The sequence below is a fragment of the Bacteroides sp. LFL-34 genome (genome assembly GCF_027257075.1).
GTDB lineage: Bacteria > Bacteroidota > Bacteroidia > Bacteroidales > Bacteroidaceae > Bacteroides > Bacteroides ovatus.
The window spans coordinates 52,017-77,147 of sequence record NZ_JAPQKZ010000017.1; the positions used below are offsets into that span (position 1 = coordinate 52,017).

The following is a 25,131-nucleotide window of genomic DNA, read 5'->3' on the forward strand; positions in this document are numbered from 1 at the left end:
ATAATCAGTTTTAGATGCGGGGATTATGTGACTTGTTCTGACGGGAAGCCGTCTTTCTCTTTTCCGAAGCCGCCGGTCCGGTCAGTTGCAACGGAGGACAGGTCAGTCTGTATCTCAGGCCAAGTATCTTGTCCGCGAGTTGCTGCTGCCTGTTTTGAATATTGTAGAATGCCTTTTCACTATATCCCTTTTTGGATTGCAGTTCGGACATTTCTTGATCCAGCGGTTTAAAATTTCCTTTGTGGGTGAACTCCTTATAGCTTTCATTAGTATTGAAATCAGCCGGTAATCCGTATTCCCGTATAAAGAGCAGGGTGAATATCTCGGCATTCTCCGGCGTTACCGAAAGCCGGTAATCTTCCGTAAACTGTTTGAATGCATGGTATGTCGGCTCTATGGGATAGCCGCCTTTCTTCAACAGCTCGGATTGCTCTATCGGATACAATGGCATTTTCGCCAGCTGCCCGTAGAAAGGATTGGACCGGAAAAGGTCCAGATGCTTCTGCATGTAATGCTCCGTGCTATGGTTCGGGCAGGAAATATAGAATTCTCTGATTCGTCCCAGAGCCTGTACTTCCGGAGTGAAGAAACGGTCAGCCAGATATTGCAGGTAACACTGTTTATAGATGGCTCCTTCATCCGTGGCGGGCAGGTAGACGGCTCCTTTGGGAGTCTGGAGGGAAATGATGGGGTCTATCTCTTTGTTTTGCAGGCTGTCCGGGATAAGCCCGTAATCACGTTTCAGGATATAGGCCGCCTGATCCCGGATCTGTGATTTGACCTTCTCCTGTCCGCCTTTATTTTCAGCCGGAATATTCTGCAGCGCATTGAACTGGGAGTTGAAAGAATTCTTGTGTATGAACGGAATCCTTCTGGTTGTATAGTCTATCCCATAGATTCCTGCGGTTTCCTGTAAGGATAGTAACCGGAGTATCTGGGCATTGGCAATACTGGGGAGCACGTTATAGGAGGAAGCAAACTTGTCATAGGCATCGAATGTCGGTTCTATGCGGTGGCTCCTGTCCAGCCGGGCATTCCGCAGGATAGTCGCATCCAGATATTGTGCTTTCTCCGGCAGAAAAGAGTTTGTATATAAGGAGAAGGCATTGGGAGATGCTTGGAATGCCTTTACCACTTCTGCGTCCGGACGGGTCAGCTTGTACAGGTTGACAAACTCCGGTTTCTCTTCGTCCGTAATGAAGAAACGGTCGGCCAGATGTTGCATATAGGCATGGCAGCATGTCTTTCCAAAGCCGGAATATTCGAACAGAAGCACTCCTTTGGCGGTTTCCACGGCGGTCAGGGTTTCCGACGGATCGTCGTGGAGAGTATCCTGTGCCAGCGCGAACCGTTTGGCTTCCGGCTGTACAAGCAGGTGGTCGGCAAGTCCGCTGGCTACCAGCATGGGCAGGCTTTTTTCTTCATCGTGAGAATGCAGGTATTCCAGTCCGCGCAATGAGACATTGCCCTGCATGCTTCCTCCGTTCCGGGTGATGAATTTTTGTACCAAGCTGTTATCCTTGTCAAAGAGCCGGATATCCGGGTAGCTTACTCCTGCCGGAAACTGGTAGCGGCACAGATAAAGATCCGGCAAGTGGCTTTGGACAAGGGACGGCTTGTACATTTCCCTTTGCCGCTGGAGGTATTCGGTGAATCGTTGATTCATCATCGATACTTCTTTCTCCGGCATCAGGTGCATCTCCAGTTGTCGGGGTTGCCCTTCCAAGTCCTGGGTAACAAAGAAAATCATAATGTTTGAAATCTCTTGCTTTTGCATACGATTGAAATTTAAAATAGTTACATGGTGATACTTCTACTCTTTTTCTTTTCCTGTTTGGGCGGTTCATAGCCCCGTACCGCATAGTCCGTCTGTAGGATTCTCTTTGCCGTATCCTTGATGGTCCGTTCAAGTGCATTTTTCAGCAGTGTGCCATCCTGCTTCCCCACATAAGACAGCCTGATCCGTTCATCCAGGGAGACAAAGCTGTTTTGATGGTTGAACCGGCTGTCTTTTTCCAAATTCCCGATTTGCCCGGTCTTGCAGATCCGGTCGAGTACGCCTATGTTATAATTCTTCTGGCTCTTGCCCAGATTCAACTTTTCGGCCAGTTGGTTATAACATTCCAAAGAGGGAGCCATGCTGCATTCTACCGCCGGGGTATAGTTGGCTATCATATTTGAATCCAGGAAATGAGCCTTTTGGGGAAGGTATATCTTTTTTAAGCCATGTTCAAACATGTTCGAACACTTTGACGCCTCTTTGATCAGATTGATATTGGAAGTGCTGAAATAATATATTTGCAGTTTATCCGCATCCCTGTAAACCGGCGAGAAGAAATTATCGCCAATATGCTGCAGGTATTTCTGCGCACACTGTATCCCCCTGCCGGTATCATTGAACATCAGGACTCCCTGGTTCGTATTTATTGCAGTAATCACCCTGTTGTAGATATCTTTTTCCTTTTCTTGATGGAATGCGCGGTAAGCGTTCAGTTGTTTTTTCAGCAGGGGATTGTCTTTGGCCTTTTGAAGCATTCTCTGGATGCTATCCACATTATGGATGCCATAAGGAGATGTATTCTCGTAAACGAAGGCGATATCCCGCAATGGGAAATGAGTTGCACAAGACAGTCCTCCGTTATGGGTCATGTCCTTGATGAACCTTTCAATGTTCCCCGGTTGTACAGCACCCTGATATGGTATTAAATAGACTTCTTCCTTAGGAATGTAGGAGCCTTTCAAGGCCAGTTCTGCCTGCCCGAAAAGAAATTTGCCGCCATCTGAATTGATGCCATAACGATTCTCTATGGTCTGGAAATGTTCAATCTGCCTGTTGCTGTTCAAATTGAAACCAATGTATGTACTCATATTATTTTATGGTTTAGATGAATGGTTGATTAAGATAGTCTATGCCGTTTCGACGGGTCGGGAACTTTTTTATTCTTCATTTTCTGCTCCATTTTCTGTTTTTCTTCCAGGTCTATAGTCCATGGAAAACAGGTCATGATCTTGTCCGGGCAGCAAAGGGAGATTCTTTTTTGTTTCATGGACTCATCATCCAGCCGGATATAGACAAAGTAATCCAGTTCCCCTTTTCCGGTTTCTTCAATGGCTGTTACTGTTCCTTTATAGGGAACAACGGGAGTTTCCTCTTCCGGATCGTTCTCTACAATCCGCGCTCCGAGGTACATCTGACTTTTAGGTATCATATCGCTTTATTTTAAACGGTTATTGTTATGTCTGTTCTTATTCTCAGTCTTTTTAACGGTATTCTTCTCTTCCGGCAGCGGACAGAGCAGTCCGTCCTTTATCACGTATGTCCTGACGCCGAAGGGCTTGGAGGAACCCTCAATTCTGCCCTGCTCAAAGTCGGTCTTGCAAAAAAGGAGATGCCTTGTCGCCTCCTTGTTGTTTTCCGGGAGATACAGTGCGTATCCCGAAGCCAGTGCCGTCTTTTGAACTTCATTCAGTTTTCGGCTTCCGACGGTGAAGGTAACGGTGGAGTCATTCAACATATTCTCAAGGGAACGGTGCCCTCTCACATCGAAATCCCTTTTCAAAATTCCATCGGCAGCCTTCCGGATTTCCGTAGACAACCGCTTGAACTTTCCCGTATCGAATTCGCCGGCAGATTTAACCTGCGTGACTTTTTCAAATTCCTTGGCATACGGCAGCAGTTCATTGAAATAGGTAAACGGTTGTTCATGAATATTCATATAACCGTTACGCATGACGGTCAGCAGCCGGTAAATGTCATGGTTCTCCCGGCTGATGGAAACCTGCGTATCCTTATTGAAATGCCAGTCGGTGGCGAATTTTATAAAATCCCCGGCTGTCGCTTCCATCGAATGGTAGCATACCGGTTTTAAACTGTCGATGAATTCTTTGGGCAGTTCGTCAAGACCGATATAGGATGCCGGATAAAAATCGAAGGAATAATCCAGTTCCATCGGTTTGCACGGCTTGTAAGCGGCATCTATGAGAGGAACCAGGTTCTTGTCCATGAACGTACTGTCGTAGACGGCCAGATGGCCGGTATCGTAGTGCGGGTCGAAGTAATGGTCCGTGATGTACCGGATGCACTCCCTGAATCCGTTCCTGCCGATCTCGTTACCGGAAAAGATAAGGTATCCGAAGTCATTCTCCACCACTTTTAAGGGGAATGTGTACCGCGGCTGGCACCGGTACAATGTCCTTTTTTCCTGTTGCTGTAATCGAAACTCCAAGTATGCGGGTTCCTGCATGAGATACTTCTTCAATATGCCGCCGTCCGGTTCATTCTTGTATTTATAGGTATAGACCGCATCACGCAGGGAAATGCGTTTGGCAGGGGGAATGCAGTGTTCTTGAAAATACGGCAGCAGTTCCTTGCTGATATATTCCTCGAAAGGGGTATGGGTATCTACCGGTGGAACCTGCCTCATGTTCGCCAGGTCAAACCGGAGCAGTTCCGTATCCGGAATATAGGGGCAGCACTCCGCTTCCTTGATATTGTCAATCAGGAATTTGCGGAACAGGCTGTCCGCATCTCCTTTCTGAATGAATGTGAGGGCATTTCGGGGCTGGTGGGGAGAGTACTGATGGTAACGGTCCATACCGACAAAAATACTTCCCGGCTTGTCGGGATCGAAAAAAGGATTTTCCATTTGGTTTCTCTTGTCCATATTTCTACAATTTAGGGTGGGTATTTCTTTTCTTTTTCACGTCCTGCTTTTTATTCAAAGCCTTTTCGATGACTGTTTTCACTTTGAACACCTGTTTGTTCGCAGGAGGATCCTTAGAAAATACGATCCGGGTGAAATCCCCGTTTATCCATGCATAGGCATGGGACGGGTTGCTTTTTGCCTCTCCCGGCAGGAAGAGTCCGTGCCCTGCCGCCAATACTTGCCGGTGAGGGGTAAAGAGCCGGACACCGTCTACGGTGACACATTCCATCGGGTCGCGGAGGATGTTCCCAACAGTCCGGTGTCCACGCACATCGTAATACTGCTTGAGGAGTTTGTCCAGCAAGGCTTTATCCTGGCCGGTTTCTTCTATCTGCTGCCGGATATCCGATGCTGTACCTTGTTTGGAAAGCTCCAGTAATTTACGGTCCTTGCTTTCTATTTCCTCCAAAATATCAGCGATATTACGGTTGCGATGGCTGCTGGTACAATGCATATTGTGGCAGAAACTACCGAAATCCTCCCAGGTCGGCTTCATCTCATTCCGGTAGACCAGCTCCATTTCCGGTGTCTTATCCATCTGCAGGTAAGCATATTCCGGGTACAGGCCTTCACCCGGATTGACATAGGATCCATCCTTTAGGACTCCTTCTGCCCGGTAAACATTTACCGGACCAAGATTGAAATGGGGATCGAAGTAATGGTCTGCCATAAATTGCAGAAAGTCCTGCCTGTTTTTCTGTCCTTCCGTCGTATCAGTAAAGAACACAAAGCCATGGGCTGTCTCTATGGCTGTATAGGATTGTTCAGGTTGCTTCATATCATTACATTTTGAGGGAATTGTTCCTTTTCGTTTTCGATACCTTTTTCAAAGCCGGTACATATGGAATGATTTTGCCGTTTTTCTCCTGATACACGGTCTTGTTTACGGGAGATTTGGTATATGCCATTACCCGGTTGCATGTCTTTTCGGCATGGAGGAAATGTAAATCTGGCATTGACTTGGATATTTGGGGACAGTAGATCCACTTTCCTTCCAGCAAGGCTTGCCTCATGGCTTCGCCGGCATCGGTTCCATTGATGAGAAACGGGACGCTCCTGTCATTCAGTGTCCTTTCCAATGTACGGTGTCCACGGACATCGAAATCCGTCAGAAGGATATTCTTCGCTTTCCAACGCATGTCATCCAGCACATCTGACAAATCTGGCCCCGAGGACTGTCCGTTGATACAGTCGTCTATCCGGGTGACATACTCCTGAAAGACATTCCGGTATCCGAAATCGGGATCATTTATTATATCCCGCTTGAATCCGTTCTCCATCAGATACAACAGTTTGCTGATATCCGCATTGTTACGGCTCGCAGGACATCCGGCAAATTCATTCAGGCGGAGAAATTCAGAAGCGCTCGGCTCCATGTCCGTTTCAAACGCCAGTTTCCACTGTTTCCTGTCACGGAAAGCCTCTTTTGAGAATACAGCATTATCAAAATCATATTCCCCTTTTCCGCTTTGGGGATTCTTCCGGTAGCAGGCATCCACCAAAGGACAGATATCGTCGGACAGGCAGTTGACGTTGTATTGCCTGACAGGACCGGGTTCGCCATGAACCCAGAAATAATTGCCGGATAACTGTTGGTAAAAGCTCTTCAATCCCTCCCGTCCCATTTTGGTATCACTGAAAAACAAGATTCCTTTGGACGTTTCCACAGCATGCAGCGGTAATTTGTAAACCGGATTATAATCATACCTGGCAGCCAGCTCATCCTGCTTCTGATGAAAATGGACCAGCTCGTCCAACTGCTGTGTGGTCAGTTTCGGAAGTTCTCCCGATATCATGAGGATATCGCTGCGTGACTGCGCAAACAGGACATTTCTCAGATTGGTACTTATTAGAGGAGCCAGTCCCTTTTCCCGGATATAGGGTAGTAATACCTGATTGATATATTCCTTTTTGGAAATATCTCCGGAGATAGCCGGTACATCCGTCATCTTCGGGAATGAATAGATTTCCAGACGGGTATTCGGTACGAAGGCGGAGTATTTGGCTTTTATCGATTGTTGGCTGAACAAGGCCATAAACGTATAGACAGGGTCTTGCCTGTCGGGATTGGCAGGATAAAGCATATAGGAGGATTCTGCATGGGGTTTCTCCTTGCCGGTTTCATAACCGACAAGGAGCTGGCCTTCACCGTCTTTCCTGAAAAGCTCGTCCAATAGTTTGGGATCATCAGAAATATAGGTTGCCATTTTTCTTACATTTTAGGTGTGATGGACGGTTTACGGGTACGCGGTTTCTTTTCCGCTTGCTGTGAGGCTTCCTCTTTTTTCCGGGGTTTTCCGGCTACTTGTACCGGTGCATGGGGCTGCTGCTGGCTTCCGTCTTGTTCCTGACCTTGTTTCTGTGCCTCTTCCAACTTCTTGGTGCTTCTTTCCCAGAGGAATTCCACCCCTCGCTCGGCGGCACTCATCTGGATGGAGGTGGCATAAAATTTTCCATTATCAGACTTGAAACGGATCGGTACTTCCTCACCGCGCACGGCAGCATCGTATTCTTTCGGAGAAAGCGTATAATCTTTCACCTTACGCGGAATGCGTGCCTGCTCTACGGGCATATGGAACAATTCATTGGTCACCGGGTCTTTGGAAAGGTAGCAGGATTTGGTTTCTTTGGTACGGTAGTCAATGACTACATCCACCGCCTTGCCGAGATTGCCGGTCTGGTTCAGGGCCTTGAGGTCTTCTTCCGTCAGGACATGTCCCCTGTAGTCTTCCCCGATCTTGGGAGCCTGACGGATGTAGTGGATGTCGAACTTGACAGCTCCGTTCTCGTCGCGGAACAGGGAGAGTTTGGCATCCCCGTTTTCACGCCCCAGCTCGGAATTTTTTGCCACACGGAAAGCGATAGCGGAAGTCTTTCCCTGCAACATTCTTTCGAGGCTGTCCTTTGCGTTCTTCAGTCCGTCCGGGGTAATGCCGTATTTGGCGGCCTGTTCCCAATTCACTTCCCGCTCGTTGAAGCGATGGTTATTATACACCCTGGTCGAAGCCAGTTCCCTTCTGACTGCTTCGTTCTGTGGTTCCTGCGCCGCTTCGATCTTTTCTTTGGCCTGCTCTACGAGCGTTTCCTTCGGCATGTTGTAGAGGGAGTAACGACCGGGATTATTGTACTGGTAGAGAAAATTCTTCCCGAAGTTGGTGAAGAAGTTTCCACGTTGGTCCACTTTGATAAACTGGTCCCTGTTCGCCTCGTTAGCTTCGAGCGTTTCCAGCTCTCCGTTCGCTGCGATTCCTTTTACACCTTTGGCTTTCTGCTCTTTCTTGTCATACGCCATCAAATACCCGTGTTCCGGGGTTGCTTCCTTGTTTTCAGGAGCTAAATTCACATCGTTCATATACGTTAATTTTAAAGATTAATGAATCATTTACGAGGGTAAAATTACTATCTTTGTCATTAAATAGTTTGATTATGAGGAAGTTGTCATTAATTGTCATGTTCTGTCACTTATTGTCATGTCCGGCTTTTGCACAGTCCCCGTCAAAGGGATATAAAGCCGGACTCAGTGCTGTCATCTACCGTATCCACTCTGCCCGGCAGTGAAAGTCTTTCATATGAGACAGCCGGTTGCCGGTTACCGTACTGGCCGATTATCCTATTCTGTATCCATTGAATGAAAGTCGGAGGAGGTATGCCGTTTCTTCCGGTTTCGGTATAAGGATGCATCCGGTGAAAAAGAAAAGGATACTCCATGCCGGAGTGGATCTTGCCGCACCCTATGGCACGCCGGTCTATGCTTCAGGAAGCGGGAAAGTCGTTGAAGCCAGGTATAGCAGCAGTTACGGCTGGTACATCGAAATCCGGCACGCGGGCGGCTTTTCCACGTTGTATGCACACTTGAGCAAATTGCATGTGAGGAAAGGGAGCGATGTACGCATAGGTCGGCATATCGGCAATGTCGGTCATACCGGCATAGCGACCGGCAACCATCTGCATTTTGAACTGAGAAAAAACGGGAAGCCGCAGAATCCGTTGCAGTGGGTGATACTAAAGGATTCCCGTTCTAAAAAGAGTCATTAATTTAATCCGTTACACAATGAACATTGAAGAAGCCAAGAGCATTCAGTTGGAGGATTATCTCCGGCGTATGGGGTTCAACCCGGTAAAACAACAAGGGGACAGTATCTGGTATTGTTCCCCTTTCCGTGAGGAGAAGACACCTTCTTTCAAGGTGAGCGCATCCCGCAACCTATGATACGATTTCGGCATCGGACAGGGAGGGGACATCATCACCCTGGCGATGGAGCTTCAAAAGACGAAGGATATCTCTTATGCGCTTAAAACGATAGAGGGACATTTTCCGGCTGCTTTCCGTCCGGTAGCAGCCTCTCCCCGGCAGGCGGAACCGCAGGCTACCGGCTACCGGCAGGTACGCATTGATCCGCTGACGAACCCGGTCTTGCTGGGATATCTCAAAGAAAGAGGCATCTTGCCTGAAATCGCAAGGGAAGCATGCAAGGAAGTGCATTTTCAGAACAAGGGAAAATGGTATTTTGCCGTAGGCTTTGCCAACCGGAGCGGCGGGTACGAGATCCGTAACAAATACCTAAAAGGCAGCATATCGCCCAAAGAGATTACCCATATCAAAAATGGCAGCGACCGTTGCATAGTGGTTGAAGGCTTTATGGATTATCTCTCATACCTCACGCTCAAGGCTACGCATCCCGGTAACGGACAGCCTAAAGGAAACGGTCCGGACTATATCGTTTTAAATTCGGTCAGCAATGTAGGCAAGGCTATCCCTGTCTTGAAAGAGTATAAGAGTGCCCTCTGCCTACTGGATAACGATTCCGCCGGAAGGCAGGCTTTTCAGCAGATGGCGCAAGCCGGATGCCCGGTCAGGGACAAGTCCGACTGCTACCGGGAGTATAACGATTTGAACGATTACCTGTTGGGCAGGAAGATGGCGCAGGAGAACAAGACGGATCATCAGCACGAAACAGCCCCGAAGCTGATTGAAAAGCCTGCAAAGAAACAGTCCGGTTGAAAATTATAAAATACTGGTCCTTGTCTGATGCATGAAAGGCAGGCAATAAAAAAGAGAGTCAAATCCCTGCTGGAGGGAATTTGGCTCTCTTTTTATTGCTACCCGGCTACCACCGGATATTTATTCTTAATAATTTCTGATCAGCAATTCATTGACCGCTTCTCTTTTCTCGGCTATGGAACAGATGGAACGGAAGATGCTGATTCGCTGGATATGGAAACCGGCATAGAGGTCGTCGAAGAAGGTGTTCTCAGGGTTCTTTTGCCGGGGATCGGAGTTGGAAAGCATTCATTTGGCACCGGTTTCACCTATTCCCTTGCAGAAATTTGCCAGGTTGATCTGCTCTTCATCTCCGAAGTCCTGTGGCATGTAGGAGGTGCAGGAGTTACCCTCATTGACCGGCTTATAAGGCGGGTCAAAATAAAATAGGGAGTTGGCTCCGGTGTATTCTGCGGTCTGCCGGTAGTCACCGTCCAGAATCACAACATCTTGCAGCAGCTTGTGGTTAAAGCGGATCAGTTCCTCTTCCAACAGTTTTACCCGTCCCCCGGCACCAAAAGTGACGGACAGCTTTCCGCTATGGTTCACGGAGTAGATGCCGTTATAACAGGTACGCATGAAGAAGATAAACAGGGCGGCACGGGTGATGTTATTCGGGTTTCCTTCATTGTAGTAGGTACGTTTCTCCATGAAGTAGACCCTTCTTCGGGTATGTTCCTCCAGCGCGATGTATTCGTCCTGTATCCGGGCAAGCACTTTAATAAGCTGCTCCGGGGATTCCTTGATGACGCGGTAGACATTGATCAGAGCCTCGTTGGAGTCGTTGATGACGCAACGGATTTCCGGATAGGCTTGTCTTATTCAGAAGAAGAGGGCGCCGCCACCGACAAACGGTTCTACATAGGTATCCATCTGTCCGAAGTCTTTCGGAAGGGATTCGATAAGTACGGGAAGCAGTCTTCTTTTACCTCCCACCCAGGGGAAGCAGGGTTTTCCCGGCAGGTTGGCCGGAGAACTTTTCTTTTTTTCCATGTTTACAACATTTAAATGATTAATAAATTAAATAGGGATTATTCATCGTCTGCCGTTTCCAGCAGGTGTTTCAAGTTGGGATCATTTTGGATGCGAAGCAGCTCTTTTTCGATGATTTGCGTCACGTCTTCCTTGATTTGATAGTAGTTCCTTTCGATTTCCTCTTGCATGTGGTCCTTACCATCCGCACCGGTAAAGTCGGTTATGACGGGGATAGGCTTGTAGGCTTTTGTTTCGGCGGCTACCCGTTCATTGTCCACCACGATCTCGCAATGGAATATCTTCTGTTCTATCTTCTCCCCGAAGTTGTCGCAGACACTGCCGACAAACTCTCCTTGCGAGAGGTTGGAGATTTTGGAGGCAGGTATCAGCGAGTCGAGCTGGGTACTGATATTGGTTGAGGTGTCTTCACGGGTCATATTAATGGATTTGCGCTGTTGGAGCACTTTCCCAAACCTTTCAGAAAGGTTTTTCGCTGTTTCTCCGACCACTTGCCCGGAAAAGATATTTCCAATTGTGTTCTGGATCACCCGCGCCTCCTTATCACCGTAGTCACGTATTAACTGGCTGAAATCCTGTGCTCCCAGACATACTGCCACTTTGTTGCTACGGGCGGTAGCGATCAGGGTGTCAAGTCCTTTAAAGTAAAGTGTGGGAACCTCATCCACTAGAATAGAGCATTTGAGCCTGCCTTTTCGGTTGACCATTTTAACGATACGGGCATTATACAATCCTAACGCACATGAGTAAATATTCTGTCTGTCAGGGTTATTGCCGACGCACAAAACTTTGGGTTCCTCCGGATTATTGATATCCAGCGTGAAGTCATCTCCGGTCATAATCCAATATAAGGCAGGTGAGATCAGCCTTGATAGCGGAATTTTGGCGGAAGCTATCTGCCCTTGGAGCTGCTCCATCGCACCACCTTTCCATGCATCCATAAAAGGTGACAGGTAATTCTCCAGCTCCCGGTAAGAGGTCAGTATGGTGAACAGGTCGGAATACGGTTTATTCAATAGCTCTATGGCATGTGGGAAGGTGCAGAATTTCCCGTTTTCATAGATTTTAAGATACCAGATCACCGCCGCAAATAGCACAATCGGGCTTTCTACAAAGAAATCTCCCTGCTTTTGAATCCAACTCTTGTTCAAATTTAACATGATTACATACGCTGATTCGTATGCATCCGCGATATCGGATAGAAACGAAGGATTGAGGGGATTGCACCGGTGGCTGTATCTGGGATCATCGAAATTAATCACATAAAATCCGACCGGCTTGGCATACTTATCCTTGTTTTTAAGCAGCTGGTTATAAGCAATTATGCTTAAATCCGGATACTTAAAATCATAGATATAGGCGGCGAATCCTTTCTCTATCTGCTGGCGGATATAGTTATTGATGATGGCATAACTCTTTCCTGATCCCGGCGTGCCTAATATCAATGAGGCGCGGAAGGGATTAATCACGTTTATCCAGCCTGAATAGGTCTTTCGTTGGTAACGGAAACGGGTGGGCAGGTTTACCGAGTATTCATTGGCAATCAACCTGCGCTCCTGCATGAAGCTCTCGTTCTCGTCGTTAAAGACGTCATCCATGAGTTGGTTCTTCAACAGGCGGCTGATCCAGGTTCCGGCGGTAAGCAGGCTGATATATCCGGCAGCTACGGTAGCTACATATAATAAGGTTAGAAGCGCGACGGGGAAGCGTGCCGTCAGTAAGAGCTCGCTACCAAAAAAGAGCAGCATCCCGGCTATAAGGTAACAGCCGATACTCCTTCATGACATCTCCACGTCCTTCCGTCCTTTCGCTCCCATGCAGGAGAAGAAAAGGAAGAGCAGACTGAAGGACTTGCTCACCAGCGAATGGGAAAACAGCCCGGTATCCCGCTGGAAATTGAGCAGTATCTTGTCCACGACACCGATGTTCAGGTTCATGGAAAGAAAATAGGGATAGCAGAAATAATAGACATTCATCACTAAAAATAGGATGCTGATGGCCCTCATGAAGTCAAGGTTCTTATTGAGCCCTCTGGTTTCGTCTTGTGACATAAGCGGTATGATAATTAATGGTGATACATTTTATTAGCCCAGATGCGGACCTCTGCGTTTTCTCTTTTTCTTTTTCCCGTAAGGGCTTTGCGTCAGGTCGTCTGCCGGATACGGATAGGATTCCAAAGAGAATATATCAAGCAGTCCTTCCACCAGCTCCGTCTCTTTCATTTCCGGTTCGGACGGATGGATAACAGGGGCTTCTTCAGTCTTTTCCGGTGGGATCGTGCCGTACTTCCGGTTTATAACCGATGCCGAATATTCTTTGCCCAGAAGCGAGCCCTTGAATACGGTCTTTGAGTTATGGTCGATGTAGGTCACGCCATAGATCACACCGGAATCGTTCTGCCAGAGTATGGCGGCAATGCCTTTTCCAGAAAGTTCCTGCAGGAATCCCTGACGGGTGGGCTGTCCTTGCAGGGCGGTAGCGATAGCTTCCTTCGTCTGTACGGGTACGGGATGTCGGGCAATTCATTGTTTGCTTTTCACAAATTTCTTTTGGAGTGCCTCGTAGCCTACGCTTTTACCGATCTTGCTGGATTTGATGGCTACGCCGGTCCGTTCTCCTTTTTCATCGGTAGCCGCATAGACCAGTCCATGATAGGTCTTTCCCTTTATCGTCTTGTGGGCCTCTTCCACCGTTACATGGAAAAGGCCAAGCAGGGCTTTAAACTCCTTGACGGATTGGAACTTGTATCCCTGCATGACGGGCTTGACCACATTGGCTATCTGATGCTTGATATCCCCCTTCCGGTAATCGACGGCAGTCAGCGGCAGGGATTCCCGTCGCTCCATCTTCTCGGCGGGTAACAGATGGTATTTCCTCTCCAGCTCCCGGCAAACAGCGGTCGAGCGTTGCCATTCTTTGTAATCTTTAATTTTCTTTCCCTGCTCGTCAATACGCAGGGAGACGATATGGATGTGGGGCCTGCCGATATCCTCATGCCGGTAGATGATATAGGGTTGGTTGCCATATCCCATTTTTTCCATGTATTCCTGGCCGATAGCGGTCAACTGTTCATCGGTCAGCACATCGTCCGGGTGTGGATTTAATGAAATGTGGATAACGGGCTTCTCAGTCCGGCGGTTAGCCGCCAGATACGGTTCGAAGGAACGGATGCAGTGCTGGATGGTCGGATGACCGTCTGCCGGTTCCATGATCCGGTTTCATGCCAGTGGCCGTGCCTGCTGCTTGTCCACTTTTTCTTGATTGTAGTATAATGCCCCGTAAACGGAGGCTCCTGATGTTATTTTTGCAACCATTGTTCAAATTCTTGGGTGAGACGGATAATCTCCCGGTTGAGAGATATTAGTTCAATAGTCAGTTGCTCCAATTTATAGAGCATGGCAAGAGCCTTCTTTTCGGATAGTCCGGTATGCAGAGCTTTGACTGCCTGGTTATAGTTTACTCCGATCCGGCGGTATTCGCTCTGCAGGTTGGTCAGCTTGATGTAGTAGTCCGTTGCCGCCTTATCTATTTTCACGACTTTCATCGGTTTGTCGAAAAGGGCGGCAAGGATGAACTGGGATTTATTATTAGCTCCCGAATTCTCAAAGAGCCTCTCAAACTCGATGTTCTGGAGTTCGTCCAGACGGAATCCGTAATAATAAGAATGAAGTTCTGATTCCTCTTTGGGATTCCGTCCGCCTCTTCATTTGCTCGAAGTGTCAGCCCGTCCGGGTTTGCGTGTACTATTGATTTTAGCCATATCTTTTCAGGTTTTATTTATCCGGCAGCAAAATAAGTGATAATTTTGATACGAACCTAAAATCGGAAAGTGACTACAAATGACAAGAGATGACTATTTGTGACAGGGGGTAAAAATACCCCTGTTCACTTCCCGTTTCCGCAAGCCGCGATGTTCTTTTCAAAGGTTTCCTTTAGTTTGGGCAGCAGGACGGAATAGTTCTTTTTGCGCCGGGCAAGGTCGGCACGCAGGTCATATGGTTTGGGAATGGCAACATTGAAGAGTTTCTCAAAAGCGGAAACGATACCGGCGAAAGAGAGGCGTTTGCCGCTTTCGTCCGTAATCAGCCCGCTGTAATCCAGCGAGGAGATCAGTTCCATCAGGTTGACCAGCGAACCTTTCCAATGGAGCGATGAAAGAAACGAGGAAGGTGTCGTGATGGTTCCGGGGTACTGTACACCAAAATTGACCAGCTCTATTTCCGCCTCCACCAGCAGGAGGCATTTGTCCAGATAGAATTCGGCTACTGCCGTGTGGAAATGTCCTGTTCGGGTGAATAACTTCTTTAGGGAAATCAGTTCTACCTTGCTGTGAAGCAGATGGCGCAGCCTTTCCGATACGGAAACCGATTCGATGGCGAGGTCGTAAAGGTATTGTTCATATTCGGTATAGGAGGAAGAGAATTCTTCATCGGAAACTGTCTGTTTTGGGCTTGAAGCCAGAGATAAATAATTGAATATACGGCATTCTGTAAATGGTTTCATACGGCATACATTTGATTTGTTTATACCGGAGTAAGCCAAATGAAATGCCTCTGCTATCGTTTAAAGCTCTATACCTTTTTAAAATACTGACAATCAACAATAAACAAATTTCATATAGAAACGGGTGTAAATAAAAAGTGTAAGCCGTCCTTGACAAGAATGTTAGGACGGCTTACACTTTTGTAAACCTCATTTGCTTCGGGTTATCCTCCGGTCAGTCGATGATATGGTATTTCCTTAGTTTCTCATACAGGGTAGTCCGGCTGACATTGAGCAACCGGGCCGCCTTGGAACGGTTGTCACCCGTCTTTTCAAGGGTCTGGAGAAGCAACGCCTTTTCTTTTTCTTCTTCCGTCCACTGCGTTTCTTCTTCTTTAGGAAGGGAGATTTCAAGGTTCAGGTCTGAAACGGAAATCCATTGCTCTTGGCAGATGAGTACGGCTCGACCTATTACATTCTTCAGTTCACGGATATTCCCCGGCCAGGGATATTCCAGCAGTGCCGCCTCTGCCAGCCGGTCAAAGCCACGAAACGATTTATGGGCCTTGGCGCAAGTGAGTTTCAAGAAAAAATAAGCCAGAGGAAGGATGTCTTCCCGGCATTCTGCCAGTGTAGGAATCCGCAGAGTGAACTCATTGAGCCGGTGGAACAGGTCTTCCCGGAAGCGTCCTTCTCCGATGGCTTTTTCCAGATTCTCATTGGTGGCGGCAACCAGCCGGATATCAAAAGAGTATTCTTTCGTGGAACCTACCGGCTTGCAGCGTTTCTCTTGCAAGGCCCTGAGCAGGAGCATCTGTGTCTTATAGGAAAGGTTGCCTATCTCGTCCAGAAACAATGTCCCTCCGTTAACGGCACGGAACAATCCGACCTTGTCGCTTTCCGCACCGGTAAAGGCTCCCTTCTGATGACCGAAAAACTCGGAGGCGGCAAGCTCATCGGAAATGGCCCCGCAGTCGATAGCCAGATACGGCTTGTTCTTCCGATGGCTCCGGGCATGTATCTCGGCTGCAATGTGCTCCTTCCCGGTGCCGGAAGCCCCACGGAGCAGAACGGAGATGTCGGCACAGGCAATCATCTCTATCAGACGGTACATCTCATGGGCTTTGGGGCTTTCACCTCGGTAGAACTCCTGTTCGTTATCGTTTTTATCCAGTATCTCCGTTATCAGAGCCAGGAGATTGTCTGGCTGCACAGGCTTACACAGGTAGTTGATGGCTCCCAGTTGCATGGTTGTCACCGCATTCTCCACCTGTCCGTAGTTGGTCATGATCAGAAAAGGGATAGAGTAGTACTTCTCATTCATCCATTTCAGGAGCGAGGTGCTATTTCCGTCCGGCAGGCGCAGGTCTGCCAGTATTAGGTCGAACTCCTTTTGCCCGATGGCTTTACGGGCATTCGCAAGGGTTGCCACGCATTCGGTTTTCATCCCTTTTTTCACCAGCCAGTTGCTGATGCTACGGCTGAACACAATATCATCTTCAATAATCAGGATTGTTTTCATAGGCTTTCCTCCCGTATTTTTCAGCGTATACTATCAGTTTTTCCACTGCCCGGATGATGTCCCGCATTTCCATGGATTGTCTATTGGTCCACTCTGTCGCAGGTTCTGTCACCAGTTCCCGTAAATGAGACAAGGGGAAATCCAGACGGACGGTTTCCCATAGGGGCAGGTTCTTATGCAGGATGGAGGAGGCGGCGGCCTCCTTGTCTTGTCGGTCTAAGGCAGCGGTTAATGCGGCAAGGTCTTTCCGGCTCTCTTCGATAAACAGGGCGAGCATTTCCTCCCTGTTGTCCTCTCCTGAAAGGATGAGTGAGAAATCGGGAGCATACTCCTTTCTGTCTTTTTCTCCTATCACTTGTGCCACTGTATTTATCAGTTCTTCCATAGAGAATGGTTTATGGATGCAGCCCGAAAAGCCGCCCGACAGATACTCGTTGTCATCATCCACCCGTGCCGTTACCGCTATGACGGGGATTGTCTTTGCGTTCTCCATATTGGATGCCCGGAGCAGTTCAAGTATTCCGTAGCCGTCCGTTTCAGGCATCTGTATATCCGTCAGCAGCAGGTCATATCTTTGTGACCGTAGCCGGGTAACCAGTTCACGGCTGGTCTGGCAGCAGTCGCACCGCACTCCGTTACGGTTAAACATCTCTTTGGTAATGTTCAGTTGCATCCGGTCGTCATCAATGACCAGTACGTTGATTCCATCCAGATGATAATCAGTAGCGATGCGTGTCTCATCCATCTGGGTGGATTCATCCGCCTCAAGGAGTGGCAGGAATGCGGTAAACGTGCTGCCTTCACCCGGTTTGCTTTTTACGGTAAGGCTTCCCTGCATCCCGGAGACCAGCCTGCTTGCAATGGCCAGCCCCAATCCGAAACCGGGAACATTACGGGCATTGTCCAACCGTTCAAAAGCTGTGAATATCCGGGTTGTTTCTTCCTCCGTCATCCCGGTACCGGTGTCCTGTACCGAGAAATGCAATTCTTTATTCCGGTATTCCGCTTGCAGGCGGATTTCACCTTGCCGGGTGAATTTAATGGCGTTGGAAAGCAGATTGTTCAGGATTTGCTGGAGCTGGGAACGGTCACCGCTTACTACCACATCCAGACCGGAAAAGGCGGTTGTCAGCCGCAGCTTTTTCTTTTTGGCCAGCGAACCGTAGTTCCGGGCTGTTTCGCTGAAAAGGGTCTCCAGCCGGAAAATCGAAAGGATGGGTTTGTTCCTGCCGGTATCCAGCAGGTAGAATCCGATCAGCGTATTGACCAGCCCGATCATGTAATCGGAAGAATGGAGTATATTTTCCGCATACTCGTCCTTGCGGCTCTTCTTTTCTTCCCCGGGGAGCAGTTCGGCGCATCCTTTGATAGTAGCCAGTGGCGCACGAAGGTCATGAGCGATGGTGAGCATCATGCGTTTTCTGGATTGTAGGAGCTCCGTGTTCTCACGATTGGAGGCTTCCAGCTGACGCTGATACTGGTTTATCCTGTTCAGATCCCGGTGGATGATAAGATACAGGAGGACGGTCAGCAACGAGATGAGGACAGCCAGCAGAGAGACCGTATGGAACGAGCGGTCGCGTGTGGAAATGAATTGCCTGTAACGCTCATCAAGCCGTATTCCAGCATCCGCCTCAAAGTCCCTGACAATCCGGTGTAGCCTGTGGTTCAGGTCCGTGTTGTTACTGTACAGGAGGTCCATCTGTTCCAGCAGCCTTTCCCGTTCGGCTTTCTGCATGTCGGTCACCTCCCTGTCAAGGGAGTGCAGCATGCTCGTGACAGATGTGGTACCCTGATGTTTACCAATGGACTGTCGCTGGCGTTCCAGCTGTTCCTTCTGCTGCAGATAGGCCGATTTTTTCCTCCCGGGCCTGATGAATGACCAGAAACCCTTCTTCGGAGTTTCCTCCTCCTTCTTTTTCTCGGCAGGAAGGACATCCGCCTGCTGGATATGGGACACGATTGCCGGAATCTTGCTGTTCACGATCTCGCCGGTCTTGCGCAGACGCCCGAACGTGTCCATGACCGTGTCTAACAACAGTTCCTTTCTTTCCAGCAGCAGGCATAACGAATCTATGCGCGACTGTTGTTCGGGAGACTTCACATACCTTTTCAGTGTCTGCAACATGTTACAGACACTGTCTTTTTTTGTGTGGTAGAGTCCAAGGTCGCTTTCATCCCAGACGCTGGCTGTTTCACCGTAAGTGGCCAGTCCCAGCAAGCCCGCGTATGTTTCTCCGGCCAGATGCCGGATACAGGCCAGTTCATGCTCATCCTGTCGCAGGCTGTTCCGCCTCGTCTGTTCCTTGCGGAAGATATGAATGGTCAGGACGAGCAGGAGAAGCAGTATGACATATCCTAAAAGGATTTTAAGTTTCAACCACATGGAAGTCTTCATTCTTATATTGGAATCCTACAAAAAGGCGTGTTCGCTCATATAAAAGGGAATAATAGAAACTTATGATAAAAGTTTATTACTGTTTCAAACCATTTGAGGATACCTCGCAAGTTTGCTATCACACAGTTGATCTTTTAATCTTTTTTTATACTCACAGAAAGGATAGGAACCTGCTTTTTATGACTGAAACATATCACATCCCCTTTATTGGACATTACATTCTCATTCGATCATATTGTTTTCATTTCGGCTCATCCGTTTCTTCACCCGTTCTACTGCTTCCGATACAATTTCTTTGTTTTCAAAGCGTTGTGTATAATTGGTATAGTCTGGATGAATCCGTTTGTAGGTCGGGTCAAGAAACAAAGGACTGGAAATAATATGGTCCGCTGTCGAACGGTTACAACAGAAAACTATATTTTCAACTCCCGCCAGCCGGGTCAGTGCCTTTACATCCGTGTCATGTGGCTGCAATGTCATCGGATCCGTGAAAAAGAACAAATAATCAATCTCTCCTTCCACAATACGTGAGCCCATTTGCTGGTCACCACCTAAAGGACCGGATTTCAGAATCGTGATATCCCATTCTGTTTCAGGATGTTTCTCTTCGAGCGCTTTTTTAATGAGTGTACCGGTGGTTCCCGTACAATAGAACTTATGCCCTATCAGACGTTCCGAGTTCCAAAGAACCCATTCTATCATGTCCTTTTTCATTGCATCGTGTGCAACCAGACCGATTTTACGAACAATTGTTTTCATCATAATAATAAAATATGGTTTATGTGATAATATAATTAACAATATCCAACAGCTTTATAAAAAACAGGAGAATGACTGTATGAGTTTGAGCAGCTCCTTGTTCGCCCGGCTGTCCACGGTGGCTTCCCGCCTCTCCTCAAACAAAGTAAGCGTTGCGGAGCATTCCCCGCAGATATCAATGCCGACTACACGTTCCTTTCGAAGGACAATTGCCAGTAATTCCTCCAGTTCCTGCAGGCTGAAAGACCCTTGATCCCAGTCTGTTACTGCGGATGCCGGGTTCAGGACATCCTTGTCTATGGACAAGTAAACCGGTCCTTCAATATACGCAGAGGAGAAATTGCGCCAGCCCTTCTCGTGAGCTAACGTCGCTTCGCTATAAAAACTGACTCGTTGTCCGTATTCTTCCGGTACGGTGCGTATCAGTTTGTCCGATGCACCGACTATCACCACTTTCTTGCAAAGCATATTCCAGTCTAACATGTCTTTTACCCAGCTCCCACAAGAAAGCATGCCCTTGAACAAGGGAGGCTGCATGTCGGGGTGATGGTCGAATACAATCAGAGAGAACGGAACTCGAAGTTTGTCTGTCCATAATTTGGTCAGGTAATGATAATTGCCCGAATCAATGAAATGGATACCTTCCGCTGGATAACCGGCAATCACCCGCTTCAATTTTCGTATCCCCTCCTTGTCACAGTAACCTCTCGTTCCAGAAAGGTGACGGCAGTCTAGCCAAATGAACTGATTGTTCCGTGCAAATACCTCATGGGCATACACACCGGTGAAGTTCATGATGACAACCGGCCAGACGGTTTCTCGGTCCGCCTTCTTCTTACACCGTCCATTTGTCAGTAACTCTTGCTTATTCATGTCCGTTCAGAACCATCGTACATAACAAAAATCTTGCCGGTGAGGTAACAGGGGATGGTTGGGATACATTCTGAATGCCTGTTTGAAGCTTCCAGCGCTGAACATTCTGGTTATTGCCTTGAAAGTGTATAGGTTTCCGTCTTTGGATGTCAAAGAAAAAGGAATGACCTCATGGATGCGATCCTCATTCTCCTCATGCCGTATAATGACCGATTCCAATCCGATCGCGTTGTCCAGCCCTTTCTCGTCAATGACGACCGTCATCTCGTATTCCTTACCAGCCTCCACCGTGGCGTCCAATCCTTTTCCCGCATTCACGGAAACGATTTCCACGGCATTCCATCTGCTGTCGACAGCTGCCTTCCAGCCGGCAAGCGTTTTCGCCTTTGCATAATTGTCCGCCGCCAAAACATGAAAGTGTTCCGACAACTTGTTGTAAAATCCGTCATAGTAGTCATCCAGCTGTCTTTTCATCGTGAAGCGGGGAGCTATTTGCGCAACCGAGTTCTTGATGTACTTGACCCAGGTTTCCGGATAGTCTTTTTCTTTCCGTTCATAATATAACGGCAGGATATTATGTTCCAGCAGGAAATAAATTGTTTCCGCATCCAGTTGGTTCTGGTACTGTTCATCCTGATAGGTGGCCTTGTCGGTGATGGCCCATCCCGCCTCCTTGCGGTAGCCTTCGTACCACCAACCGTCCAGCACGGAGAAGTTGAGTACGCCGTTCATCAGAGCCTTCTCACCGGAAGTTCCGGAAGCCTCCGCAAGACGGGTGGGAGTATTCATCCAGATGTCAACCCCAGAAATAAGATGCCGTGCCAGGTCCATGTCATAATTCTCAAGGAAGATGATTTTACCCAAGAATTCAGGACGGCGGGATATCTCCACAATCTGCTTGATGAGCCCTTGCCCGGCAGTGTCGTTTGGATGGGCTTTTCCTGCAAAGACAAACTGTATGGGATGTTCCTGATTGTTCACAATCCGCGCCAGACGATCCAAATCGGTAAACAAAAGATGAGCTCTTTTGTAAGTTGCAAAGCGCCTTCCGAAGCCGACAAGAAGAGCATTCGGATTAAACTTCTCGAAAATGGAGACACCCAATGCCGGGTCAACCTGGCTTTTGAGCCAGTCCCGGCCGCATTTCCACTTGATGTAGGATATCAGTTTGGTTTTCAACCTTTTCCGCATGTTCCATATCTCTTCATCGGGTATATTATAAACGCCTTTCCATATTTCCTGATTGGACTGGTCGTTCATGAAATTCTCATCGAAATTGTCCTTAAACAGCTTTTTCCACTCCGCCGTACACCAAGTGGGAAAGTGTACGCCATTCGTCACATAGCCCACATGGTTCTCTTCCGGGAAATAGCCTTTCCAGAGAGGCGCGAACATCTGCTGTGAAACGGACTTGTGCAGCTTGCTGACACCGTTTACCGCCTGGCTGGTTTTGCAGGCGAATACCGACATGCAGAAACGTTCTCCCTTGTTGCCCGGAGTTTGCCGTCCGAGGTTCATCAACTCGTCCCACGTAATGCCCAGCTTATCAGGATATCCTTTCATATATTTATTGAAAAGCCCCTCATCGAAATAGTCATGGCCGGCAGGCACAGGTGTATGCACAGTGTAAAGCGAGGAAGCCCTAACCAGTTCCATGGCTTGTCCGAAGTCCAGGCCTTCGGATATATAGTCGCATAACCGCTGGATATTGATCAGTGCGGCATGCCCCTCGTTGCAGTGATATACATCTTTCTCGATGCCCAATACTTTTAATGTCATCATTCCTCCGATGCCGAGCAGTATTTCCTGCTTGAGCCGGTTTTCCCAGTCACCGCCATACAGGTGATGGGTAATCGGACGGTCGAACTCGCTGTTCAGTTCATTGTCCGTATCCAGCAGGTAGAGGGAAACACGTCCCACATTGGCCTTCCATACATTGGCATGGACCGTGAAACTGTCGGCATAGGGAACATGGATTACCAGTTGTCGCCCGTCAGGCTGCATCACTTTCTCTATCGGAAGCTGCCCGAAATTCTGTGGGTCATAATGAACCTGTTGCTGCCCGTCCATCGCCAGAGCCTGGTCAAAATAGCCATAACGATATAAAAGCCCTACAGCGCAGAGGTCTACGTTACTGTCCGAAGCTTCCTTCAGATAGTCACCTGCCAATATGCCCAGACCGCCGGAATAGATTTTAAGAACCCTGTCCAGACCATATTCATGCTGAAATAGGCAACTGACGGACGGCTGTGGTCCGGCTCCACATCAAGATACGCCTTAAAAGTGGAATATACGTTTTCCATCTTACGCATGAAGTTTCCGTCATGTGTCAGTGCCTCCAGCTCTTCATAATCCATCCGTTCCAGAAACAGTACCGGATTCTGTTCCGCCTCTTCCCATAGTTCCGGGTTCAAACCACTATATAAACTCTTCGCATCCTCGTTCCAGGTCCACCAAAGATTATGTGCCATCTCCGCAAATCTCCGCAATTCTGCCGGAAGGTGTGAACCGACTGTAATCTCCCTCCATTGTGGGACGTTTACATGATAACTTGAATATTCCATAACATTTTACTTATTTGATAGTTCATGATTTTTTTCTGTGGAGGTTTCTCCTGTTTCCGGTTCTTCCTGTGGAAATGTCCCGGCTGTACCCTGGAAATTCTCGAGGAACTGTTTTTCCATACTTAGCGATCGTTTCCGTATCCGCTTGGAAAAATAGATAACGACAATGATCAGGAAAGATAATATCAGTCCTGACCCCAAAGCGACATTGAAAAGACGGATGATGATACCCATTACGATAATGATACAGATCAACACCTTGATCACTATCATTGATACCAGCAGCCCCCTGTTGAACCTGTTGTCCGCCCAAAGTTTGCGGAATTCGACGGAATTGTTTTTCTTCATGATGATGGCGCACAAAAACGGGGATATGATAAGGAGGACAAGAACGAAGCTCAGCAGGCTTCCTTTCATCCCCGGAATACGTCCCATTACCAGAGGATACGCATAGGAGAAGAACAGCGCTATGAAAAACAGGCATACCACCAGATAAAGGGTGACGGATACCAACATGGACCTGATGAGCTTGTGCCAGGAGCCTTGATGTCTTGTGGTCATTGTTCCAGAAGAATAATGCGTCAGGTAATCTTTCAGGAATTGTGGCAAGTGCCTGTCTGCAAAACAGTAGACGGGATCCGACAGTCTTATCATATAAGGAGTAAGGAAAGTGGTGATGACCGATACTGCCACTATGACCGGATAAAGGTATTTGTCCATTACATTCAGACTGATTCCTAACGAAGCGATGATGAACGCAAACTCACCCACTTGTGCCAGGGAAAAGCCGGCTTGTATCGCAATCTTTAGCGGTTGTCCGGAAAGCAACACGCCGAAACTCCCGAACAGGACCTGCCCGCATAGGACCAGTGCCGTCAGGATAAAAACAGGAACGGCATATTCCCATATCATGGCAGGGTCGATCATCATTCCCACTGATACGAAGAAAACGGAGGCGAACAGGTCCTTTACCGGTTGCACGATATGTGCGATTTCTTCCGCTTTATCTGTTTCTGCCAGCAGGGATCCCATGACGAACGCACCCAGCGCGGCGGAGAATCCCGCCTTTGTCGCTATCATCACCATTCCCAGGCATAGTCCCAGGGAGGTTGTCAACAGTATTTCATTGCTAATAAAGCGGTTCAATCTTTTCAGAAGGGTAGGAATCAGATAGATTCCCAATGCTGACCAGAAAATAAGAAAGGCCGCAAGTTTCAATATGCTCTCCAGCATTTCGAAGCCTTCAAAATGCTTGCCTACAGCCAATGTGGAGAGGACCACCATCATGATTACCGCCACCACGTCCTCAATGATTAGTATCCCCAGGACAATACCGGTAAATTTCTGATCGAGAAGCCCCATGTCACTGAATGCTTTGAATACGATGGCGGTGGAGGACATGGACAGCATTCCGCCCAGAAAGATACAGCTCGTGTGTGAGAAGCCCATCGCATTGCCTGCCGTATATCCCAGGAACATCATGCCGCAGACGATGATAACAGTGGAGAATATGGCCGAGGCTCCCACACTTATCAGCTTTCTGAACGAGAAATCCAGTCCTATGGCGAACAGGAGGAAAATAACACCGATATCCGCCCATATCTTGATATTGGCCTGGTCGGAAACAGTCGGGAATAGGGAAATGGAAGGACCTGCCATAATACCGGCCACAATATATCCCACTATGACCGGCTGTCCCAGCCATTTGAAAATGACGGTTATGATACCGGCTATAATCAAGATAGTGGCAAGGTCTGATATTAAAGGGGCAACTTCCGACATAGGAGTAACAT

21 protein-coding genes and 4 pseudogenes are annotated in these 25,131 nt (G+C 48.0%); 4 read left to right on the forward strand and 21 right to left on the reverse strand.

All coding sequences use genetic code 11. The features are described 5' to 3' along the window. Positions 1-10: 10 nt before the first annotated feature. From N5O98_RS12270 to N5O98_RS12300, 7 genes are read right to left on the reverse strand one after another with little or no spacing between them, the layout of a single operon-like run. Positions 11-1,777 carry a DUF6047 family protein gene (locus N5O98_RS12270; RefSeq protein ID WP_004311887.1) on the reverse strand — a complete coding sequence of 589 codons (1,767 nt, stop codon included), beginning with the start codon at positions 1,775-1,777 and terminating at the stop codon, positions 11-13. 20 nt (positions 1,778-1,797) lie between these two features. Continuing rightward, positions 1,798-2,868: a DUF6047 family protein gene (locus N5O98_RS12275; RefSeq protein ID WP_004311888.1), complete on the reverse strand. Its 1,071-nt coding sequence runs from the start codon at positions 2,866-2,868 to the stop codon at positions 1,798-1,800. A gap of 29 nt (positions 2,869-2,897) precedes the next feature. Then, on the reverse strand, positions 2,898-3,209 hold the full coding sequence (locus N5O98_RS12280; RefSeq protein WP_004311889.1) for a hypothetical protein: 312 nt from the start codon (positions 3,207-3,209) through the stop codon (positions 2,898-2,900). Positions 3,210-3,215: 6 nt separating this feature from the next. Beyond that, complete coding sequence (locus N5O98_RS12285) at positions 3,216-4,664, reverse strand: DUF6047 family protein (protein WP_004311890.1); 1,449 nt, start codon at positions 4,662-4,664, stop codon at positions 3,216-3,218. A 4-nt stretch (positions 4,665-4,668) separates the two neighbouring features. Next, positions 4,669-5,484, reverse strand: a complete 816-nt coding sequence (locus tag N5O98_RS12290; RefSeq protein WP_004311891.1) for a DUF6047 family protein — start codon at positions 5,482-5,484, stop codon at positions 4,669-4,671. A gap of 4 nt (positions 5,485-5,488) precedes the next feature. Next, the gene (locus N5O98_RS12295) at positions 5,489-6,913 is read right to left on the reverse strand and encodes a DUF6047 family protein (RefSeq protein WP_004311892.1); all 1,425 of its coding nucleotides are present in this window, start codon (positions 6,911-6,913) and stop codon (positions 5,489-5,491) included. A gap of 5 nt (positions 6,914-6,918) precedes the next feature. Then, entirely contained in the window at positions 6,919-8,058 is a 1,140-nt protein-coding gene (locus N5O98_RS12300) for a DUF4099 domain-containing protein (protein ID WP_004318630.1), read from the reverse strand. A gap of 74 nt (positions 8,059-8,132) precedes the next feature. On the opposite strand from N5O98_RS12300, the gene N5O98_RS12305 reads away from it, so the two are divergent. Genes N5O98_RS12305 through N5O98_RS12320 form a run of 4 tightly spaced genes read left to right on the forward strand, consistent with a single transcriptional unit; the run spans position 8,133 to position 9,708 of the window. Further along, a complete protein-coding gene (locus N5O98_RS12305) occupies positions 8,133-8,264 on the forward strand; it encodes a hypothetical protein (protein WP_004311894.1) in 132 nt (43 codons plus the stop codon). A gap of 24 nt (positions 8,265-8,288) precedes the next feature. Continuing rightward, positions 8,289-8,741, forward strand: coding sequence for a M23 family metallopeptidase (locus N5O98_RS12310; RefSeq protein ID WP_008771124.1), 453 nt, complete (start codon positions 8,289-8,291; stop codon positions 8,739-8,741). A gap of 16 nt (positions 8,742-8,757) precedes the next feature. Then, the gene (locus N5O98_RS12315; protein WP_004311895.1) at positions 8,758-8,916 is read left to right on the forward strand and encodes a hypothetical protein; all 159 of its coding nucleotides are present in this window, start codon (positions 8,758-8,760) and stop codon (positions 8,914-8,916) included. Between the two features lie 45 nt (positions 8,917-8,961). Then, positions 8,962-9,708 (forward strand): toprim domain-containing protein, encoded by a 747-nt coding sequence (locus tag N5O98_RS12320; RefSeq protein ID WP_004318633.1) that lies wholly within the window; start codon positions 8,962-8,964, stop codon positions 9,706-9,708. Positions 9,709-9,834: 126 nt separating this feature from the next. Here N5O98_RS12320 and N5O98_RS12325 read toward each other — a convergent pair whose 3' ends face one another. The 14 genes and pseudogenes from N5O98_RS12325 to N5O98_RS12390 form a co-directional block, all read right to left on the reverse strand. Next, a complete protein-coding gene (locus N5O98_RS12325; RefSeq protein WP_004308096.1) occupies positions 9,835-9,996 on the reverse strand; it encodes a hypothetical protein in 162 nt (53 codons plus the stop codon). After that, positions 9,997-10,740, reverse strand: a pseudogene (locus N5O98_RS12330) (DNA adenine methylase). It lies immediately after the preceding gene. Positions 10,741-10,778: 38 nt separating this feature from the next. After that, positions 10,779-12,791 (reverse strand): annotated as a pseudogene (gene mobC / locus N5O98_RS12335) (conjugal transfer protein MobC). 33 nt (positions 12,792-12,824) lie between these two features. Then, positions 12,825-13,124: a hypothetical protein gene (locus tag N5O98_RS12340; RefSeq protein WP_004308101.1), complete on the reverse strand. Its 300-nt coding sequence runs from the start codon at positions 13,122-13,124 to the stop codon at positions 12,825-12,827. Then, complete coding sequence (locus N5O98_RS12345; RefSeq protein ID WP_162864683.1) at positions 13,093-13,266, reverse strand: hypothetical protein; 174 nt, start codon at positions 13,264-13,266, stop codon at positions 13,093-13,095. The genes N5O98_RS12340 and N5O98_RS12345 overlap by 32 nt, the downstream gene beginning before the upstream one ends. Continuing rightward, the gene (locus N5O98_RS12350; protein ID WP_004308102.1) at positions 13,263-13,949 is read right to left on the reverse strand and encodes a relaxase/mobilization nuclease domain-containing protein; all 687 of its coding nucleotides are present in this window, start codon (positions 13,947-13,949) and stop codon (positions 13,263-13,265) included. The genes N5O98_RS12345 and N5O98_RS12350 overlap by 4 nt, the downstream gene beginning before the upstream one ends. 89 nt (positions 13,950-14,038) lie before the next feature. Next, complete coding sequence (gene mobA / locus N5O98_RS12355; RefSeq protein ID WP_224202605.1) at positions 14,039-14,383, reverse strand: conjugal transfer protein MobA; 345 nt, start codon at positions 14,381-14,383, stop codon at positions 14,039-14,041. Positions 14,384-14,625: 242 nt separating this feature from the next. After that, positions 14,626-15,243, reverse strand: a complete 618-nt coding sequence (locus N5O98_RS12360) for an RteC domain-containing protein (protein ID WP_004308105.1) — start codon at positions 15,241-15,243, stop codon at positions 14,626-14,628. A 214-nt stretch (positions 15,244-15,457) separates the two neighbouring features. After that, positions 15,458-16,744, reverse strand: a complete 1,287-nt coding sequence (locus N5O98_RS12365) for a sigma-54-dependent transcriptional regulator (RefSeq protein WP_004308106.1) — start codon at positions 16,742-16,744, stop codon at positions 15,458-15,460. After that, positions 16,722-19,130, reverse strand: coding sequence for an ATP-binding response regulator (locus N5O98_RS12370; RefSeq protein WP_004308107.1), 2,409 nt, complete (start codon positions 19,128-19,130; stop codon positions 16,722-16,724). Before N5O98_RS12370 ends, N5O98_RS12365 begins: the two co-directional genes overlap by 23 nt. 234 nt (positions 19,131-19,364) lie before the next feature. Next, entirely contained in the window at positions 19,365-19,901 is a 537-nt protein-coding gene (locus N5O98_RS12375) for a methylglyoxal synthase (protein WP_008775197.1), read from the reverse strand. A gap of 54 nt (positions 19,902-19,955) precedes the next feature. Further along, positions 19,956-20,774 (reverse strand): arginase family protein, encoded by an 819-nt coding sequence (locus tag N5O98_RS12380; protein WP_004308109.1) that lies wholly within the window; start codon positions 20,772-20,774, stop codon positions 19,956-19,958. Positions 20,775-20,780: 6 nt separating this feature from the next. After that, positions 20,781-23,338, reverse strand: a pseudogene (glgP, locus tag N5O98_RS12385) (alpha-glucan family phosphorylase). Positions 23,339-23,380: 42 nt separating this feature from the next. After that, positions 23,381-25,120 (reverse strand): annotated as a pseudogene (locus N5O98_RS12390) (cation:proton antiporter); the annotation flags it as partial. Positions 25,121-25,131: the final 11 nt, after the last annotated feature.

Bases quoted from the DNA above. Each gene is read 5' to 3' on its own strand.
- N5O98_RS12270 (WP_004311887.1), bottom strand. From the start codon at position 1,777: ATGCAAAAGCAAGAGATTTCAAACATTATGATTTTCTTTGTTACCCAG.
- N5O98_RS12275 (WP_004311888.1), bottom strand. From the start codon at position 2,868: ATGAGTACATACATTGGTTTCAATTTGAACAGCAACAGGCAGATTGAA.
- N5O98_RS12280 (WP_004311889.1), bottom strand. From the start codon at position 3,209: ATGATACCTAAAAGTCAGATGTACCTCGGAGCGCGGATTGTAGAGAAC.
- N5O98_RS12285 (WP_004311890.1), bottom strand. From the start codon at position 4,664: ATGGACAAGAGAAACCAAATGGAAAATCCTTTTTTCGATCCCGACAAG.
- N5O98_RS12290 (WP_004311891.1), bottom strand. From the start codon at position 5,484: ATGAAGCAACCTGAACAATCCTATACAGCCATAGAGACAGCCCATGGC.
- N5O98_RS12295 (WP_004311892.1), bottom strand. From the start codon at position 6,913: ATGGCAACCTATATTTCTGATGATCCCAAACTATTGGACGAGCTTTTC.
- N5O98_RS12300 (WP_004318630.1), bottom strand. From the start codon at position 8,058: ATGAACGATGTGAATTTAGCTCCTGAAAACAAGGAAGCAACCCCGGAA.
- N5O98_RS12305 (WP_004311894.1), top strand. From the start codon at position 8,133: ATGAGGAAGTTGTCATTAATTGTCATGTTCTGTCACTTATTGTCATGT.
- N5O98_RS12315 (WP_004311895.1), top strand. From the start codon at position 8,758: ATGAACATTGAAGAAGCCAAGAGCATTCAGTTGGAGGATTATCTCCGG.
- N5O98_RS12320 (WP_004318633.1), top strand. From the start codon at position 8,962: ATGGAGCTTCAAAAGACGAAGGATATCTCTTATGCGCTTAAAACGATA.
- N5O98_RS12325 (WP_004308096.1), bottom strand. From the start codon at position 9,996: ATGCTTTCCAACTCCGATCCCCGGCAAAAGAACCCTGAGAACACCTTC.
- N5O98_RS12345 (WP_162864683.1), bottom strand. From the start codon at position 13,266: ATGAATTGCCCGACATCCCGTACCCGTACAGACGAAGGAAGCTATCGC.
- N5O98_RS12350 (WP_004308102.1), bottom strand. From the start codon at position 13,949: ATGGAACCGGCAGACGGTCATCCGACCATCCAGCACTGCATCCGTTCC.
- N5O98_RS12360 (WP_004308105.1), bottom strand. From the start codon at position 15,243: ATGAAACCATTTACAGAATGCCGTATATTCAATTATTTATCTCTGGCT.
- N5O98_RS12365 (WP_004308106.1), bottom strand. From the start codon at position 16,744: ATGAAAACAATCCTGATTATTGAAGATGATATTGTGTTCAGCCGTAGC.
- N5O98_RS12370 (WP_004308107.1), bottom strand. From the start codon at position 19,130: ATGTGGTTGAAACTTAAAATCCTTTTAGGATATGTCATACTGCTTCTC.
- N5O98_RS12375 (WP_008775197.1), bottom strand. From the start codon at position 19,901: ATGAAAACAATTGTTCGTAAAATCGGTCTGGTTGCACACGATGCAATG.
- N5O98_RS12380 (WP_004308109.1), bottom strand. From the start codon at position 20,774: ATGAATAAGCAAGAGTTACTGACAAATGGACGGTGTAAGAAGAAGGCG.